At 31.5% G+C, this 17215-nt stretch carries 14 protein-coding genes and 1 other RNA gene; 2 read left to right on the top strand and 13 right to left on the bottom strand.

Annotated elements, in window-relative coordinates; all coding sequences use genetic code 11:
- Window positions 1–138: 138 nt before the first annotated feature.
- The 4 genes from recD2 to NST64_RS05800 all read right to left on the bottom strand — a co-directional run bounded on the left by recD2 (window position 139) and on the right by NST64_RS05800 (window position 5577).
- Window positions 139–2562 (bottom strand): SF1B family DNA helicase RecD2, encoded by a 2424-nt coding sequence (gene recD2 / locus NST64_RS05815; protein WP_049437833.1) that lies wholly within the window; start codon window positions 2560–2562, stop codon window positions 139–141.
- A 1-nt stretch (window position 2563) separates the two neighbouring features.
- Window positions 2564–3235 (bottom strand): tetratricopeptide repeat protein, encoded by a 672-nt coding sequence (locus NST64_RS05810; RefSeq protein ID WP_049418454.1) that lies wholly within the window; start codon window positions 3233–3235, stop codon window positions 2564–2566.
- Between the two features lie 86 nt (window positions 3236–3321).
- Window positions 3322–4434 carry a tRNA 2-thiouridine(34) synthase MnmA gene (gene mnmA, locus NST64_RS05805; protein WP_049418456.1) on the bottom strand — a complete coding sequence of 371 codons (1113 nt, stop codon included), beginning with the start codon at window positions 4432–4434 and terminating at the stop codon, window positions 3322–3324.
- Window positions 4435–4437: 3 nt separating this feature from the next.
- Window positions 4438–5577: a cysteine desulfurase family protein gene (locus tag NST64_RS05800; protein ID WP_049418460.1), complete on the bottom strand. Its 1140-nt coding sequence runs from the start codon at window positions 5575–5577 to the stop codon at window positions 4438–4440.
- A 199-nt stretch (window positions 5578–5776) separates the two neighbouring features.
- Between NST64_RS05800 and NST64_RS05795 the strand changes: the two genes are divergently transcribed.
- A complete protein-coding gene (locus NST64_RS05795) occupies window positions 5777–6781 on the top strand; it encodes an LLM class flavin-dependent oxidoreductase (protein WP_049336022.1) in 1005 nt (334 codons plus the stop codon).
- A 98-nt stretch (window positions 6782–6879) separates the two neighbouring features.
- Here NST64_RS05795 and NST64_RS05790 read toward each other — a convergent pair whose 3' ends face one another.
- Entirely contained in the window at window positions 6880–7023 is a 144-nt protein-coding gene (locus tag NST64_RS05790; RefSeq protein WP_002448973.1) for an SAS049 family protein, read from the bottom strand.
- 109 nt (window positions 7024–7132) lie between these two features.
- Window positions 7133–7555 carry a cysteine metabolism transcriptional regulator CymR gene (cymR, locus tag NST64_RS05785; protein ID WP_002448977.1) on the bottom strand — a complete coding sequence of 141 codons (423 nt, stop codon included), beginning with the start codon at window positions 7553–7555 and terminating at the stop codon, window positions 7133–7135.
- A gap of 83 nt (window positions 7556–7638) precedes the next feature.
- On the opposite strand from cymR, the gene NST64_RS05780 reads away from it, so the two are divergent.
- The gene (locus NST64_RS05780) at window positions 7639–8907 is read left to right on the top strand and encodes a replication-associated recombination protein A (protein ID WP_107632459.1); all 1269 of its coding nucleotides are present in this window, start codon (window positions 7639–7641) and stop codon (window positions 8905–8907) included.
- 55 nt (window positions 8908–8962) lie between these two features.
- Here NST64_RS05780 and NST64_RS05775 read toward each other — a convergent pair whose 3' ends face one another.
- The 7 genes from NST64_RS05775 to NST64_RS05745 form a co-directional block, all read right to left on the bottom strand.
- Entirely contained in the window at window positions 8963–9739 is a 777-nt protein-coding gene (locus tag NST64_RS05775; protein WP_002455249.1) for a tRNA threonylcarbamoyladenosine dehydratase, read from the bottom strand.
- Window positions 9740–9826: 87 nt separating this feature from the next.
- A non-coding RNA gene (ssrS, locus tag NST64_RS05770) (6S RNA) lies at window positions 9827–10017 on the bottom strand.
- Between the two features lie 214 nt (window positions 10018–10231).
- Window positions 10232–11998, bottom strand: coding sequence for an aspartate--tRNA ligase (gene aspS / locus NST64_RS05765; protein ID WP_002448935.1), 1767 nt, complete (start codon window positions 11996–11998; stop codon window positions 10232–10234).
- Entirely contained in the window at window positions 11998–13275 is a 1278-nt protein-coding gene (hisS, locus tag NST64_RS05760) for a histidine--tRNA ligase (RefSeq protein WP_049418465.1), read from the bottom strand. The genes aspS and hisS overlap by 1 nt, the downstream gene beginning before the upstream one ends.
- Before the next feature lie 351 nt (window positions 13276–13626).
- The gene (locus tag NST64_RS05755) at window positions 13627–14502 is read right to left on the bottom strand and encodes an N-acetylmuramoyl-L-alanine amidase (RefSeq protein WP_049418467.1); all 876 of its coding nucleotides are present in this window, start codon (window positions 14500–14502) and stop codon (window positions 13627–13629) included.
- Entirely contained in the window at window positions 14499–14951 is a 453-nt protein-coding gene (gene dtd / locus NST64_RS05750; protein WP_002448984.1) for a D-aminoacyl-tRNA deacylase, read from the bottom strand. Before dtd ends, NST64_RS05755 begins: the two co-directional genes overlap by 4 nt.
- Window positions 14952–14966: 15 nt before the next feature.
- Window positions 14967–17156 (bottom strand): RelA/SpoT family protein, encoded by a 2190-nt coding sequence (locus tag NST64_RS05745; RefSeq protein ID WP_002449001.1) that lies wholly within the window; start codon window positions 17154–17156, stop codon window positions 14967–14969.
- Window positions 17157–17215 lie beyond the last annotated feature (59 nt).

Below are 17215 nucleotides of genomic sequence, written 5' to 3'. Positions count from 1 at the left end.
CATATAAACGATAACACAAAGTAGCGTTCAACAAATTAACTTGTACTTTTCACCAACCAGTACATCTCTACATAAGTTAAAAAGTTTACTCATCTTTATGCGAATTCAAATTTATTTTAAGTATTTTTGTTTAAATTGTCAATGTTCAACAAAGTCGTAAGGCGAAACATTTCCCATATTAATCATTGGATTAATTTGATAAATTGTTTCTTCACTTAAAGTAATGTGTTCAACTGCATTATTATCATCTTTATCATCTATATTTATCTGTTCATCATTCTCTTCTACATCTATATTAACCTGACTCATACCAAAATAATTTATAATTAGTGTTTTTAATTGTGTATGTCTTTCTTGACCTTGCGTATTTAAGGCAATGTCAAATGCCTTTGGATCTCCTAATAGTACTAAAGATTGTTTTGCACGTGTCAGACCTGTATATAAAATAGGTCTTTGCAACATTCTAAAATATTGTTTGACAATAGGCATAATGACAATAGGAAATTCTGACCCTTGTGATTTATGGATTGAGGTACAATAAGCATGTGTGAGTTCTAATAAATCTTGTCTAGTAAATGTAATTTCATTTCCTTCAAAATCGATAATCAGTACATCTTTGTTAAGTGCATTTTCTTTAGCCCAGAATATACCTACTATGACTCCAATATCACCATTAAAAATATTATCATTTGGTCGATTGACTAGTTGTAAAACTTTGTCTCCTTTTCTAAACGTTATATCGCCAAACTCTATTTCTCTTGTATCTTTTTCTTTAGGATTTAAAATATTTTGTAATACTTGATTAAGTCTTTTTATCCCTGCACTTCCTTTGTACATAGGTGCTAAAACTTGAATATCACTCATATCATATCCTTTATTTACAGCGCTAGATACTACTTTCTCCACTACAGTTGGAATTTGTTCTACATTGCAATGAATAAAACTTCTATCATGATAACGTTTTGTAATATCTATTGGCTCATGATGTTTCATGCGATGAGCTAAGTCAATAATGCTAGAACCATCTTGTTGGCGATAAACTTCAGTTAAATTAACTCTTGGAAATGCTTTAGACTCAATTAAATCCTTAAATACTTGGCCAGGACCGACAGATGGCAATTGATCTTCATCCCCTACTAGAATGATTTGTGCATCTAGTGGAACGGCACTTAAAAATTGGTGGAACAACCAAGAATCAACCATTGACATTTCATCAATTATAATGAGCTTAGCTTTAATTTCATTCTCAAGAATATCTTCTGGTTGAGTATCTTGATTCCATCCTATTAATCGATGAATCGTCATTGCCTCTAAGCCAGTTGATTCTTGTAAACGCTTTGATGCTCTTCCAGTTGGGGCGGCTAATACGATTGGATAATCATCTTCTTGATAATCAGAATACTTAAGAGATAGACCATGAATTTCAGCATATAATTCTACAATCCCTTTAATAACAGTTGTCTTACCTGTTCCTGGCCCTCCAGTCAGTAACATTATTTTCGAATTCATCGCCGTTTCAAGTGCTTCTTGTTGTGATTTAGCATAATTAACATTATTTTGATCTTCTAGTTCACCAATATGTATCTGTAAATCTGATTGCTCTATTATTTTAAAGTGATTTTTGTATGTTTTGATACGATACAAATTTTGAACACTTTTAAGTTCTGAATAGTATAAGCTTGGAATCGCAACATGACTATTCTCTAAAATAATTTTCTTTTCTTCAAAAAGTGTTTGTAGTACATGTTTTAATTGTTGTTGTTCAATTGTTTCATCTAAATGCTTATCTGAAAGCATATCTTCTGTAATTTCTAATACAGCATTTTCATCTAAATAAGTATGCCCCTGTTTTATACATTCTTCTTCAAGAGTATATAATAATCCAGCTTTTAAACGTTCTGAATCGTTATAAGCAATACCATTATTTCTAGCTAATGTATCAGCTTTTTGAAAACCAATACCTTTTACATCATAAACTAATTGGTATGGATTGTTTTCTAAAACTTTTAAAGTCTCTGATTGATAGAATTGATAAATCGCCATAGATAATTTTGGACCAAAACCTAAGTCATGTAAGCGAATCATTATTTTTTCTGACTCTTGATTTGCACTAATCTGTTCTACAATCTGTTTTTGTTTCGTTTTTGCTAAACTAGGAACATTTTCAAGAACAGAAGGATCAGTTAAAATATCATTTATTGCATTTTCTCCTAATGTATTTACAATATTCTGAGCAGTCTTTTTACCAATACCTTTAAATAAGTCACTAGATAAATAACTTATAATGGCATCTTTAGTTTGAGGCAATTCTTTTTCAAATGTTTCAGCTTTAAGTTGTTTACCATAACGAGGATGTTGAACAATTTGTCCTTTAAACGTATAGACATCTCCTTCAACAATATTAGGAAAAAACCCTACGACTGTAGGCAGATTATCAAATGATTCATTAGTTTCAATGGAATCTACTTTTAAAACAGTATAAAAGTTATCTTTATTTTGAAACAGAATGGTATCAACTGTTCCTTTAACCATTGAGTAATCAAATAGTGTAGGGTTTGACATATTATTCCTCCTCATTTTTTAGAGATTTAAATGTTTGTTTAGCATGCTGACTTAATAAATGTTTAGGATCAATTTGAATTGCTTTATCAAAATACTGAATTGATTTATCAGCATCCTCAGTTTCCATATATGTTGCAAGACCTAAATTATATAATGCATCTACGTGATTAGGATTAATAGATAAAACATAGTTTAATTGCTTAATGGCTTCTTGAAACATTTCTAAATGACATAATGTTAAACCATATTGAAATTGAACTTCTGTGTCCAAAGTTTGATCTAATTCAGCAGCAGTCATAAAAAAGGGTAATGCTTCTCTTTGCGCATCTAGTTGGCTAAAAGACATACCAATCATATAATTAGTATCAACGGGATTCATATTATATTTTAAAGCTCGTTGATAAAGTTTTATCGCTTCTTGAAAACGCGATTGTTCATAATATAGATTAGCTAAATTATAGTAAACCGCGCCATTTTTGTCATCTAATGTTATTGCTTTTTGAAAAAATCTTTCTGCTTTCTCAATCTCACCAACATCAGCTAAAACGATACCAGCATTAATATAATTTTCAATAATATTAGGATTCTCTTCAATATTATTAAATAATGCTTTAATGGCTTCTTCATAATTACCATTATTCATCCACTGATATATTGTTTCTTGTTCAATCATTTCCATGTCTCCATTTCTAACATAAATTTACAATTAAAAAGAAACCGCTAATTCTCATTTACAATGAGTTAACGGTTTACTAAACATTAAACAACATAGCTAAGTTGACCTGTTGTTTTATATACATCATCTATAGTAGCGCCACCTAAACAAACTTCTCCATTATAGAATACCACTGCTTGGCCTGGTGTAATAGCTCGAACAGGTTCGTTGAAAGTAACTCGAATAGATTGTTCATCTTCTTTTTGAACAAATACTTTAGTGTCTTTTTGACGATATCTAAATTTAGCAGTACATTCAAATCCATTTTCTAAATCAACTGGATTAACAAATGATGCGTCGGAAGCAATTAAATAATCACTATATAATGCATCATGATGGAAGCCTTGCTCGACATATAAAATATTATCTTCAAGGTTTTTACCAACAACAAACCATGGATCTCCATCTCCACCAATACCTAGTCCATGACGTTGGCCAATAGTATAGTACATTAAACCACTGTGTATGCCCATTTTTTTACCATTGAGTGTTCTCATCTCACCAGATTGTGCCGGTAAATATTGAGAAAGGAATGATTTAAAATTACGTTCCCCAATAAAGCAAATACCCGTAGAATCTTTTTTCTTAGCTGTTGCTAAGTCTTGTTCTTCAGCGATTTTACGAACTTCTTTTTTTTCTAAATCTCCAATAGGAAACATAACTTTAGATAATTGTTTTTGAGATAATTGATTTAAAAAGTACGTTTGATCCTTATTATTATCTATCCCACGTAACATTTCTACGTGACTATCTTCATGTCTATGGATTCGTGCATAATGACCAGTAGCCACATAATCCGCTCCTAATTTTAATGCATGTTCTAAAAATGCTTTGAATTTAATTTCTTTATTACACATGACGTCTGGATTAGGAGTACGACCTTTTTTATATTCATCTAAGAAATATGTGAATACTTTATCCCAATATTCTTTTTCAAAATTCACAGCATAATATGGTATACCAATTTGATTACATACTGCTATGACATCATTATAATCTTCTGTAGCTGTACATACCCCATTTTCATCTGTGTCGTCCCAGTTTTTCATGAAGATGCCAATAACATCATATCCTTGTTCCTTTAAAAGGTATGCTGTGACTGAACTATCTACACCTCCAGACATACCAACTACAACACGTATATCTTTATTTGACAAATTCTATTCCTCCTTAAATTTATGATATATTTTATGAATTTCAGCAACAATATATTTTATATCTTGTTCAGTTGTGATTTCATTAAAACTAAATCTGACTGAATGTTTTGCACGATCGTCATCTTCATACATCGCAGCAAGTACATGTGACGGAGTTGTTGAGCCAGCTGTACATGCAGAACCAGACGAAACATAAATATTTGCTAAATCTAATAAAGTTAACATTGTTTCTACATCTATAAATGGAAAATATAAATTAAGTATATGGCCAGTCGTTTCTACCATTGAACCATTGACTTCAAATGGAATTGCACGTTCTTGCAAACTTACTAAAAAAAGTTCTTTTAATTGCATTAAATGAATATTATTTTGATCTCGATTTTTAGTAGCTATTTCTAGAGCTTTTGTCATTCCAACTATTTGTGGAACACTTTCCGTTCCAGCACGACGTTTAGTTTCTTGTTCGCCGCCTAATTGAGAATACTCGATTGGTGTATTGTTTTTTACTAATAAAATACCTACACCTTTAGGTCCACCAAATTTATGAGCAGTAATACTCATGGTATCAATTTTAAACTCACTAAATTTAATATCTAAATGGCTAATTGCTTGGACTGCATCCACATGTAATAGAGCATTTGAATTAGAAACAATGTTTTCGATATCGTAAATAGGTTCTACTGTGCCCACTTCATTATTGACAAACATAATAGATACTAAGATAGTATCATCTGTTAAAGCTTCTTCCAATTGACCCAAATCAACTTTACCTGTATCATCTACGTCTAAATATGTGACTTCATATCCTTCTTTCTCTAGTTGCTCGAATACGTGTAATACAGAATGATGTTCAATTTTTGTAGTAATAATATGATTACCTAAATGCTCATTAGCATAGACTAAACCTTTAATAGAAGTATTATTTGATTCTGTAGCACCACTAGTAAAAATAACTTCGCTTGGTTTAGCACCTAGTAATTGAGCAACATTTCTTCTAGATTCATCTAAATAGCGTCTAGCATCTCTACCTACTGAGTGAATAGAAGATGGATTGCCGTAGTGTGATTGATATATATCCATCATTACTTCTATAACTTCTGGTTTGACTGGTGTAGTTGCAGCATAATCTGCATATACTTCCATTATTAAGTACACTCCCCACAATATTATCAATGTTCCTATAATAGCACCTCATTCTAAAATTTTCTACCTTCTTGTTTATGAATTAATATATTAACTATTTTTCTTTCAATAATCATTTTAAGTATGAGCAATTTAATAACTGTAATTGTTTTAAATTGTTAAACTATTAGGTAATAAAGATAAAAAGGAGAAATAGTCTATGTCTGATATAAAATTTTCTGCATTAAATTTAGTTCCTATACGAGAAGGTCAAACTGATAAAGATGCAATAAATGATATGGTGGCTTTAGCTCAAAAATTAGATGAATTAGATTATGAGCGTTATTGGATTGCAGAACATCACAATGCACCTAATTTAGTAAGTTCAGCTACATCATTGTTAATACAACATACGCTTGAACATACTCATAATATTAAAGTTGGTTCAGGTGGCATCATGCTTCCAAACCATGCACCTTTAGTTGTTGCTGAGCAATTTGGTACCTTAGAAACCATTTATCCCAATCGTGTAGATTTAGGATTAGGTAGAGCACCTGGTACTGATATGATGACAGCAAGTGCATTGAGACGAGATCAACATAATGGTGTGTATGCTTTCCCTGAAGAAGTAGAACAATTACAAACTTATTTTGGTCCAGGAAATAAACAAGCTTATGTAAGAGCTTATCCTGCGGTAGATAAAAATGTACCGTTATATATACTCGGATCATCAACTGACTCTGCACATTTAGCAGCTAGAAAAGGTCTACCCTATGTTTTTGCAGGTCATTTTGCACCACAGCAAATGAAAGAAGCAATTGAAATTTATCACGACTTATTTGAACCATCTGAAGCATTAGATAAACCATATATGATTGTATGTTTAAATGCTATCGTGACAGAAACTGATAAAGAAGCAGAATATTTAGCTAGTTCTTTAGCACAAGTATTCATTAGTATTGCTCGAGGAAGAATGCAACCAGTTCAACCACCAACTGATGATTTAAAAGGTCTTTTAACACCGAGAGAGTATGAAATGGCAAAACAAAGATTTGATGATTCTCTTATTGGTTCTGAAGAAACTGTAAAAGCTAAATTAGAAGCATTTTTAGAGGAATATGGTGATATTGATGAAATAATGGCCGTAAGCTATATTTATGACCAAGATAGACAATTTGAATCATATGAGCGTTTTAAACGAGTAATTCAAAAATTAAATAAATAATATTGATTAAAACCTGTTGAACATAAATAAATTGTCAACAGGTTTTAAATTTTTCATAAAAAAAGAGTGATGACTAAAATCATCACTCACAATTTTAATTATTTGTTGTCTTTTTTGTCATCTTTACTGTCGTTATTTCCACCAGTATATTCATTAATTTTATCTTTTACTTTATTTACTTGTTCGTTATCGCTATTTTTAAATTTCTCTGCTGCATCTTTTGCTTTATCCATGAATGCCATATTGAAATTCTCCTTTCGAATTTAAGCATTTAATTTTTAATAAGTAAATTTTACTTACTTTAATCCAATACCACAGTAAAAAAGTTTTAAACATAATTAATTTAAATTTTTAAATGTAAAACATATAACCATCTAAATCGTTATCTGATTCTACAAAATCAGCTAAATATTTTAATGTTGTATTATCTAAAACTTCTCTAACAGCATCTCTCATTCGCAACCATAATTCTTTTTGTGCTGGTGGTTCAGAATCTATACTTTCTACAATAGTAATAGGTCCTTCTAATAAGCGAATAATATCGCCAGCTGAAATTTCTTCAGATGGGACTCTTAATTGATATCCACCCTTAGCGCCACGAATACTTCGAATTAATCCAGCATTTCTTAAAGGACCCACGAGTTGTTCTAAATATAAATCACTTAAATGATTTTCTTCAGCAATTGTTTTTAATGATACACACCCTTGCCCCTCTCTTTTTGCTAGGGAAATCATTAAAGTTAACCCATATCTTCCTTTCGTTGATATTTTCATAGTTTTACCTCACTTAATTCGAATAATATAGTCCCATTCTATCATTTTTTCAGTTAATATAGTAATAGAAAGGTGTGAAAAAATTGAATACAGAACCTTTAGCTTCAAGAATGAGGCCTACAAATATAAATGAAATTATTTCACAACAACATCTAGTTGGTCCAAGAGGCATTATAAGACGTATGGTAGAAACTAAAAAATTATCTTCTATGATTTTTTATGGACCTCCTGGAATTGGCAAAACCAGTATTGCTAAAGCCATTGCTGGCAGTACTGAATATAAATTTAGACAATTAAATGCAGTAACGAATACAAAAAAAGATATGCAAATGATAGTTGAAGAAGCTAAAATGTCAGGACAAGTCATTTTATTATTAGATGAGATTCACCGCTTAGATAAAGCAAAACAGGATTTTTTATTACCACATTTAGAAAATGGTAAAATCATTTTAATTGGTGCTACAACTTCTAACCCTTATCATGCAATTAATCCAGCGATTCGCTCACGTGTACAAATTTTTGAATTATATCCACTTGATGAAAAAGATGTATATCAAGCATTAACTAGAGCATTAAATGATGATCAAAATGGTTTAAAATCGTATCAACCAAAAATTGATGAAGATGCACTAAAATATTTCTCTACTCAAAGTCATGGTGATGTAAGAAGCGCTTTAAATGCTTTGGAATTAGCAGTATTAAGTGCTAAAGTTTCCAATAATCAACGTCATGTTACTTTAGAAGATGCTAAAGATTGTTTACAAAAAGGTGCTTTTATCAGTGATAAAGATGGCGACATGCATCATGATGTCATGAGTGCATTTCAAAAGTCTATTCGTGGAAGTGACGTTAATGCTGCTTTATATTATTTGGCGAGATTAATCGAAGCAGGTGATCTTCCAACAATCGTACGACGTTTACTCGTCATTAGTTATGAAGATATTGGCTTAGCTTCTCCAAATGCTGGTCAAAGAACACTAGCAGCTATTCAATCAGCTGAACGACTCGGATTGCCTGAAGCACGAATTCCTCTAAGTCAAGCAGTAATTGAATTATCACTATCTCCTAAGTCTAATTCAGCTATAAAAGCAATTGATAGTGCATTAAGTGATATCAGAAAAGGCAAAGTTGGACAAATACCTAATCACCTACGTGATGGTCACTATCAAGGAGCAAAAGACTTAGGCCGATCTATCGGTTATAAATATCCTCATGATTATGAGAATGGTTATATTAAACAGCAATATTTACCTGACGCTTTAAAAAATAAAATATATTATGAGCCAAAAACAACTTCTAAAAGTGAACAACAATTTAAAATAGTGTATGATAATTTAAATCATAAAAATTAATAAAACCTATGGAAAAGATGATAATACTTCATTCATCTCTTCCATAGGTTTTTTGTTAGTTGTTACCTTTATCTTTAATTCTACGTACAGGAATATCTTTTAAAATATCATTTACGACATAACTTGCACAAATTAAACCTACTGTGCTTGGTACAAATGCATTCGATGATGGAGGCATTTGACCTTTTCGATTTATTGCATTTGCATCTCCAACTGTTTTCTTAACATCTTCACGAATAACTATTGGACTCTCATCTGAAAAAACAACAGGAACACCTTTTTTTATTCCAAGTTTTTTCAACTTGTTACGAATAATTTTTGCCATTGGATCCATATATGTTTTTGAAATATCAGCAATTTTGAAACGTGTTGGATCTATTTTATTCGCAGCGCCCATACTTGAAATCAACTTGATTCCTCTATCTAAACATTCTTTCATTAAATGGACTTTGTATATAATCGTGTCACTTGCATCGATAAAATAATCAATATTGTAATTATTAAAAATATCTTCATATGTCTCTTCAGTATAAAACATGTGAAGAGGTGTAACTTTACAATTTGGATTGATGAGTTTAATTCGTTCTTCCATTAATGTTACTTTACTTTGACCTATGGTAGTAGTTAATGCATGAATTTGACGGTTTACATTAGTGATATCTACGTCATCTTTATCAATAAGAATAATGTGACCAATGTTAGTTCTTGCTAAAGCTTCAGCAGCAAATGAACCAACTCCACCTACCCCTAAGACCGCTACTGTCTTGTCTTTTAGTAAATCTAGTCCTTCTTGTCCATAGGCTAATTCATTTCTAGAAAATTGATGTTTCATAATTAACTCCTTTACTTAGCAAATATTAATACTATATTAACAGAAAAAAGCAAAAAAAATACGTAAGGCCTAAAGCCTTACGTACCGATAGAGTCCGTAGTTGCCGTAGTTATAAAAAGCTTGATCATTCGGCCTGCTATATACAGGTGGGTGCCCTGTTTCTTGTTTTGCAAGTCCTCCAAATGAGGCGTGTGCGCTGCAAGAAAACCTATTGGGCTCCCTGATCAAAAAGTGTTAGGCCCAAATAAAAAGCAAACATACGAACAACACAGATGACTATCTTATAGACATATTTTATCATAAAGAGCTTATTAAATAAATCCTTAAATACTATATGAAGATATTTTATATTTTAAAATGTCTTTAAATATATATGTTTACATAATATAATTATTGTTATTTAAAATTTAAGTTAGTTTATACAAAAATTGGAACAGAAATTCAATTTCCGTCCCAATTTAGCACTAAATTATTCTATTTTAAAAATGAAGATTAATGACGAATTCTTAACGATAATTCTTCTAATTGTTTATCTGATACTTCACTTGGTGCATCCGTTAATAAGCAAGTTGCAGAAGCAGTTTTAGGGAAAGCGATGGTATCACGTAAATTAGTTCTATTTGTAAGTAACATAACTAATCTATCTAGACCTAAAGCAATGCCTCCATGTGGTGGTGCACCGTATTTAAAGGCATCTAATAAGAAACCAAATTGATCTCTAGCTTGTTCTTTAGTAAATCCTAAAACTTCAAACATTTTTTCTTGTAATTCTCCGTCAGATATTCTGATTGATCCACCGCCTAATTCGTATCCATTTAATACTACGTCATAAGCATTTGCTTGAACTTTTTCTGGTTCAGAGTCTAGTTTAGCAATATCTTCATCTTTAGGTGATGTAAACGGATGATGCGCAGCAACATAACGTTTAGCATCTTCATCATATTCTAATAAAGGCCAATCTGTTACCCATAAGAAGTTTAATTTTGATTCATCAATTAATTTTAACTCTTTTGCTATTTTAATTCGAAGTGCACCTAAACTTTGTGCCACAACATTTGGCTTATCTGCAACAAACATTACTAAATCTCCAGGTTTAGCACCTGTTAATTCTTTTAATGTGTTAACATTCTCTTCTTCAAAGAATCTTGCTATCGGACCACTTAAGCCTTCATCTACAACTTTCACCCAAGCTAGACCCTTAGCGCCATAGATATTTACAAATTCTGTTAATCCATCCATATCTTTACGTGTATAGTTATCTGCAGCACCTTCAGCAACGATTGCTTTAACTTCTCCGTCGTGTTCTACAGTATCTTTAAATACTTTGAAATCCATTTCTTTTCCTAATTGAGACACATCTTGCAATTCCATACCAAAACGTGTATCTGGTTTATCAGAACCATATCGTTTCATTGCTTCATCATATGTCATACGAGGGAATGGTGTTTGGATATCAATACCTTTTACATCTTTTACAACTTTAGAAAGCATTTCCTCGCCCATTTGAATAATATCTTCTTGATCAACAAAACTCATTTCGATATCTACTTGTGTAAATTCAGGTTGACGATCAGCACGTAAATCCTCATCACGGAAGCATTTTACAATTTGATAGTATTTATCAAAACCACTAATCATTAATAATTGTTTAAATAATTGTGGTGATTGTGGTAAAGCGTAAAATTCGCCTTCATGTACACGAGATGGCACTAAATAGTCTCTCGCACCTTCTGGTGTAGATTTTGTTAATACGGGTGTTTCAATATCAAAGAAACCATTATTATCAAGATATTGACGAATCGATCGAGTTGTTTGATGTCTCATTTTAAATGTTTGAGCTAATTCTGGTCGTCTTAAATCTAAATAGCGATATTTAAGACGTATATTTTCATCAACACTTTGATTTTCTTCATTAATTGAAAATGGAGGTGTCGCTGATTTATTAATTATATGAATATGAGATACTTGAACTTCTACTTGACCCGTTTTTATTTTTGGATTAACTGTTTCTGGGTCTCTTTTAGTGACTGAACCTTCGACTTCGACCACATATTCTGATCTTACAGTTTCAGCAATAGATAGAGCTTCTTTTGAAAAATCTGGATTGAATACAATTTGTACAATTCCTTCTCTATCACGTAAATCAACAAAAATAAGGCCTCCTAAATCACGTCGATTATGAACCCAACCTTTTAGTGTTACTTTTTGACCTAATAATTCTTCAGTTACTAAACCACAGTATGTTGTTCTTTTACCCATTATTTATTCTCCTTTTCTTTATTAAAGAAACTAACTACTTCATCTAATTGAATTGTTTTTGTTTCACCTGTAGACATTTCTTTAACATCAATTTTATTATTGTCTAGCTCTTGGTCACCTATTACAATCGTATATTTAGCATTTAAACGATCAGCTTGCTTCATTTGTCCCTTAATTTTTCGATTTAAGTAATCTTTATCAGCTTTCACGCCATGTTTTCTTAAATCATTTAAAAGTTTCACACTATATTGTTCAGCTTTTTTACCCATCGTTACGACAAATAAATCGAAATCTTCATCCACATTCAATTCTATGTCTTCTTCTTCAAGTGCAAGAAGTAATCGTTCAATACTAAGGGCAAAACCTATTCCTGTTTGATTAGGACCATCTAATAACTCAAGAAGTCCATTATAACGACCTCCCCCACATAGCGTAGTAATAGCACCGTCATAATTTGGATTATCCATCATGAGTTCAAATGCTGTATGAGTATAATAATCAAGTCCACGCACTAAATTAGGATCTTCAACATAATTGATATCTAGTTGATCTAAATGATGTTTAACCGCTTCATAATAAGCCTTTGATTCATCATTTAAGTAATCTGTAATTCTTGGAGCATGTTTAACTGCTTCTTTGTCTCTATCAATCTTACAATCTAAGATTCTCATTGGGTTTGTATGCAAACGTGATTGACAATCATTACAAAATGTATCAATGACAGGTTCAAAATGCTTAATTAATGCTTCATTATATTCTTTACGAGATGCTTGGTCTCCTATACTATTAATCACTAGTTTTAGATGTTTTAAACCAAATGATTCATATATATGCATTACCATTGCTAATACTTCTGCATCAATACTTGGATTTTCTGCTCCTATTGCTTCTACACCAAATTGATTAAATTGTCGATAGCGACCTTTTTGTTTTCGTTCGTATCTAAACATTGGTCCATTATAGTAAAGCTTAATAGGTTGATTAGGTTCACCCTGCATTTTATTTTCAATATATGATCGCACTACTGCTGCAGTTCCTTCAGGTCTTAATGTGATACTTCTATCGCCTTTGTCTTTAAACGTATACATCTCTTTTTGAACGACATCAGTAGAATCTCCTACACCTCTTGCAAATAAGTCAGTACTTTCAAATATTGGGGTACGTATCTCTTTATAATTGTATAATTTCATTAATTCATCTAATTTATTTTCAATATATCGCCATTTTGCAGACTCTTGAGGTAAAATATCTTGCGTTCCTCTAGGAATCTTAATCATACAATCACTCCTTCTAAATTGTTGTTAACTATTAAAATTCTTTAATAAAAAAGTCCCTTATATAGCTTCATGCTATATAAGGGACGATATGCCGTGTTGCCACCCTAATTGAGAATAAAAATATTCTCCACTCATCACGTGTAACGTACGCAAACCGGCTTTATTTTATCAAAGCACCTTTTCTTGTGTTCAAAGATACCAATGTACTAGTATAATCTTTCAGCCTAGGATTACTTCTCTTCACAATCATTATGATTGTCCACTATTTCATTAGTCTTTTCAAGAATACAAACGGTATTATTTATAAAGTTCACAGATTATGATACCGATTTTAGGAAAAGTTTGCAAGTATTATGAAGCAAAATATTGTTTTAATCCATCTACGACTGCTTCTTCTACAACCTGTCTATGTAATTGATTTCTAATCATTTTTTCATCAGTAGGATTACTTATATAGCCTAATTCAAGTAACACAGCTGGTTTATTCGTTTGTCTTAAAACTTGATAATTTTGTTGACGAACACCACGATTAGAAAGTAATGACTTTTTTTGAATATTCGCATTTAATATTTCTGCTAATGTTTCTTGACTATTTTGATACCAATATACAGTAGCGCCATTAGCATTATGACTATCTAATGAGTCATTATGAATACTTATAAATACATCGCCTGTCGCTTTTCTATTATCTAAGCTTACATAACTATCATCTGTTCTCGTCAATTTAACATGCGCTCCTGCTTTTTCTAATGCACGTTTTAATTCAAGTGCTGTTTTCAAAGTATAGTTTTTTTCGAGAGATTTAAGAGCCGTGGAGCTTGAGGCTCCCTGATCACTACCTCCATGACCAGGATCAAGTACCACAGTTTTATTCCTAAAAGGATTTTCCTGTTTATTGACATCAGCTTTAATATTCAAACTCGTATGCCAACCAGCAACCCATCCTTTTTTATCTCCTTTAGCATTTTGGACTTCAATCCATTTTCCTGTAGTCTTTAATTTTTTAAAACTATCTCCTTTTTCAACTTTATATATCACCGGATAGCCTGCATTAGGACCTGTTCTTATTTCTGCATCTTCCGTTATTGTTAGTCTATTACTATCTTGATCATTATGATTCATAAACATAAATAATAATATTATAAAAAGAATAAATAATAACACTACTACTAACGTCAACATATTTTTTAGATCATGTTTAGTTAACCATGTATCTAATTTATTCATATTACTTTGCCATCCTGACTTTCATATATAATCGTTACGGGACCATCATTAATAATTTCTACTTCCATATCTGTCCCAAATTCACCAGTTTGAATATCAATATCATACTTTTGAAGTTCAGAGTTAAACTTATCGTATAATATTTTGGCATCTTCAGGTCGCATGGATTGTGAGAAACCTGGTCTATTACCTTTTTTAACTTCTGCATAAAGTGTAAATTGAGAAATAGATAAAATCGCACCATTAATTTGTTGAATATTTAAATTTAATTTCCCGTTATCATCTTCAAACAAACGTGCGTTAACAATTTTCTTCGCTAATACTTCTATATCAGCTTCCGTCGAATTTTTCCCAACACCTACTAATAAACAATAACCTTTTTCAATTTGGTTATGAATAGATTTATTAGTGACAGATGCTCGTTTTACTCTTTGTACAACTATTTTCATATCTTAGCACCTCTTTTAATTCCATACTCTAGAAACTGTATAAATATCACTCAATTGTTTAAGTTTTTCAACTACACGAAATACATCATTTACATTTTTAACCATAACGCTAATTGTAATGATTGCATTCTTGTCAATATCAGATCGTGCATTCATTTTAATAATACTTCCTACGGTTGAATTTACGGCTTGAATCACTTCATTGAGTAACCCATTTCGATCATATGCATTGACTTCTAAATCTACTTGATAACGTTGTGTTGAATCTTTTGATTTAACCCATTCGACATTAATTAATCTCTCGTTTTCATTTTTAATATTTGGGCAATCTGATCTATGAACTTTAATACCATGTCCTTTAGTGATGTATCCAACAATATCATCACCAGGAATTGGATTACAACATTTAGATAGTTTGATTAAAACATTTTCTAATCCTTCGACATAAACCCCGCTATCAGTAATGATATCTTCTTTAATTGGTGATGTTTTAATGACTTCTTGTGCTTCATTTAATGCTTTTTGTTTATCTTGTATACGCTGTCTTTCTGTTAATTTATTCACTACTTGTAATGCAGTAACTCCACCAAAACCTACTGCAGCATATAAATCATCATCATTGGCAAAATGATATTTTTCGTTAACGACTTCAATATTTTTTTCTGTTAGAATCTCATCAACTCGATAACCTTGTTCTTTAATTTCCGCTTCTACCATAAATTTACCTTTTTCTATATTAGAAGAACGATCTTGCTTTTTAAAGAAACTTTTTATTTTACTTTTTGCTCCAGATGATTTAACAATTTTCAACCAATCTCTACTTGGACCATATGAATGTTTACTTGTGCGAATTTCTATAATATCGCCTGTCTTAAGTATATAATCTATAGGCACAATTTTACCATTAACTTTTGCGCCAATCATTTTATTACCAACTTCGCTATGAATGGCATAAGCAAAATCAATAGGGACTGCGCCATAAGGTAATTCAATCACATCACTTGCTGGCGTAAATGCATATACTTTATCACTTTGTAAATCATATTTAAGTGATTCCATAAATTCTTGTGCATCTGAAGATGTATGGTCAGTTTCTGCAAGCTCTTTTAACCAGTTAAGTTTATTTTGGAAATCTTGTGTTTTAGAATTTATTGTTTTACCTTCTTTATATGCCCAATGCGCTGCCACCCCATGCTCAGCAATTTCGTGCATTTCAAATGTTCGAATTTGAATTTCTAAAGGATCACCATTAGGTCCAACAACAGTAGTGTGTAATGATTGATACATATTTTGCTTTGGCATAGCGATATAATCTTTAAAACGACCTGGCATCGGTTTCCATAATGTATGAACTAGGCCTAAAATAGCATAACAATCATTAATTGAATTCACAATCACTCGTATAGCTAATAAATCAAATATTTGATCAAATTGTTTTTTTTGTTTTACCATCTTACGATAAATACTGTAAATATGTTTAGGGCGACCGCTTATTTCACCTTGGATATTCATTTTATTCATTTCAGTTTGAATTTTATCCATAGCATTTTGAATATATGCTTCACGTTCACTGCGTTTTTTCTTCATTAAATTAACAATTCTAAAATACTGAACACTATCAATATAACGTAACGCAATATCTTCCAATTCCCATTTAATGGTATTAATACCTAGACGATGCGCTAAAGGTGCATAGATTTCTAATGTTTCTTTGGAAATACGAATTTGTTTTTCTCTAGCCATTGCTTTTAACGTTCTCATATTATGTAAGCGGTCAGCTAATTTAACTAATATGACACGAACATCCTTAGCTATCGCAATAAATAACTTTCTATGATTTTCCGCTTGTTGTTCCTCTTTAGAACGGTATTTAACTTTTTTTAACTTCGTTACACCATCTACAATTCGTGCAATTTCTTCATTAAACATATTCTTTACGTCTTCAAATGTATATGGTGTATCCTCTATCACATCGTGTAAAAAGCCAGCTACAATTGTTGGTCCATCTAAGCGCATTTCTGTTAATATACCTGCTACTTGAATTGGATGCATAATATATGGTAGCCCATTTTTTCGAAACTGTCCTTGATGTGCTTCATAAGCAATATGATAACTTTTTAAAACATATTGATAATCATCTGCTGATAAATAGGATTTAGCTTTATTTAGTACTTCATCAGCACTATATGGATACTCGTTATTCAATATATGACACCCCGACTTTTTAATATTTCAAATACTCTACCGATAACCGAATCATTGAA

Origin of the sequence: Staphylococcus sp. FSL W8-1268 (assembly GCF_038003965.1) — a bacterium.
Classification (GTDB): domain Bacteria; phylum Bacillota; class Bacilli; order Staphylococcales; family Staphylococcaceae; genus Staphylococcus; species Staphylococcus hominis.
This window is presented reverse-complemented; position numbering and strand designations above follow the sequence as displayed.

Bases quoted from the DNA above. Each gene is read 5' to 3' on its own strand.
- recD2 (WP_049437833.1), bottom strand. From the start codon at position 2,562: ATGTCAAACCCTACACTATTTGATTACTCAATGGTTAAAGGAACAGTT.
- NST64_RS05810 (WP_049418454.1), bottom strand. From the start codon at position 3,235: ATGATTGAACAAGAAACAATATATCAGTGGATGAATAATGGTAATTAT.
- NST64_RS05800 (WP_049418460.1), bottom strand. From the start codon at position 5,577: ATGGAAGTATATGCAGATTATGCTGCAACTACACCAGTCAAACCAGAA.
- NST64_RS05795 (WP_049336022.1), top strand. From the start codon at position 5,777: ATGTCTGATATAAAATTTTCTGCATTAAATTTAGTTCCTATACGAGAA.
- NST64_RS05790 (WP_002448973.1), bottom strand. From the start codon at position 7,023: ATGGCATTCATGGATAAAGCAAAAGATGCAGCAGAGAAATTTAAAAAT.
- cymR (WP_002448977.1), bottom strand. From the start codon at position 7,555: ATGAAAATATCAACGAAAGGAAGATATGGGTTAACTTTAATGATTTCC.
- NST64_RS05775 (WP_002455249.1), bottom strand. From the start codon at position 9,739: ATGAAACATCAATTTTCTAGAAATGAATTAGCCTATGGACAAGAAGGA.
- aspS (WP_002448935.1), bottom strand. From the start codon at position 11,998: ATGGGTAAAAGAACAACATACTGTGGTTTAGTAACTGAAGAATTATTA.
- hisS (WP_049418465.1), bottom strand. From the start codon at position 13,275: ATGATTAAGATTCCTAGAGGAACGCAAGATATTTTACCTCAAGAGTCT.
- NST64_RS05755 (WP_049418467.1), bottom strand. From the start codon at position 14,502: ATGAATAAATTAGATACATGGTTAACTAAACATGATCTAAAAAATATG.
- dtd (WP_002448984.1), bottom strand. From the start codon at position 14,951: ATGAAAATAGTTGTACAAAGAGTAAAACGAGCATCTGTCACTAATAAA.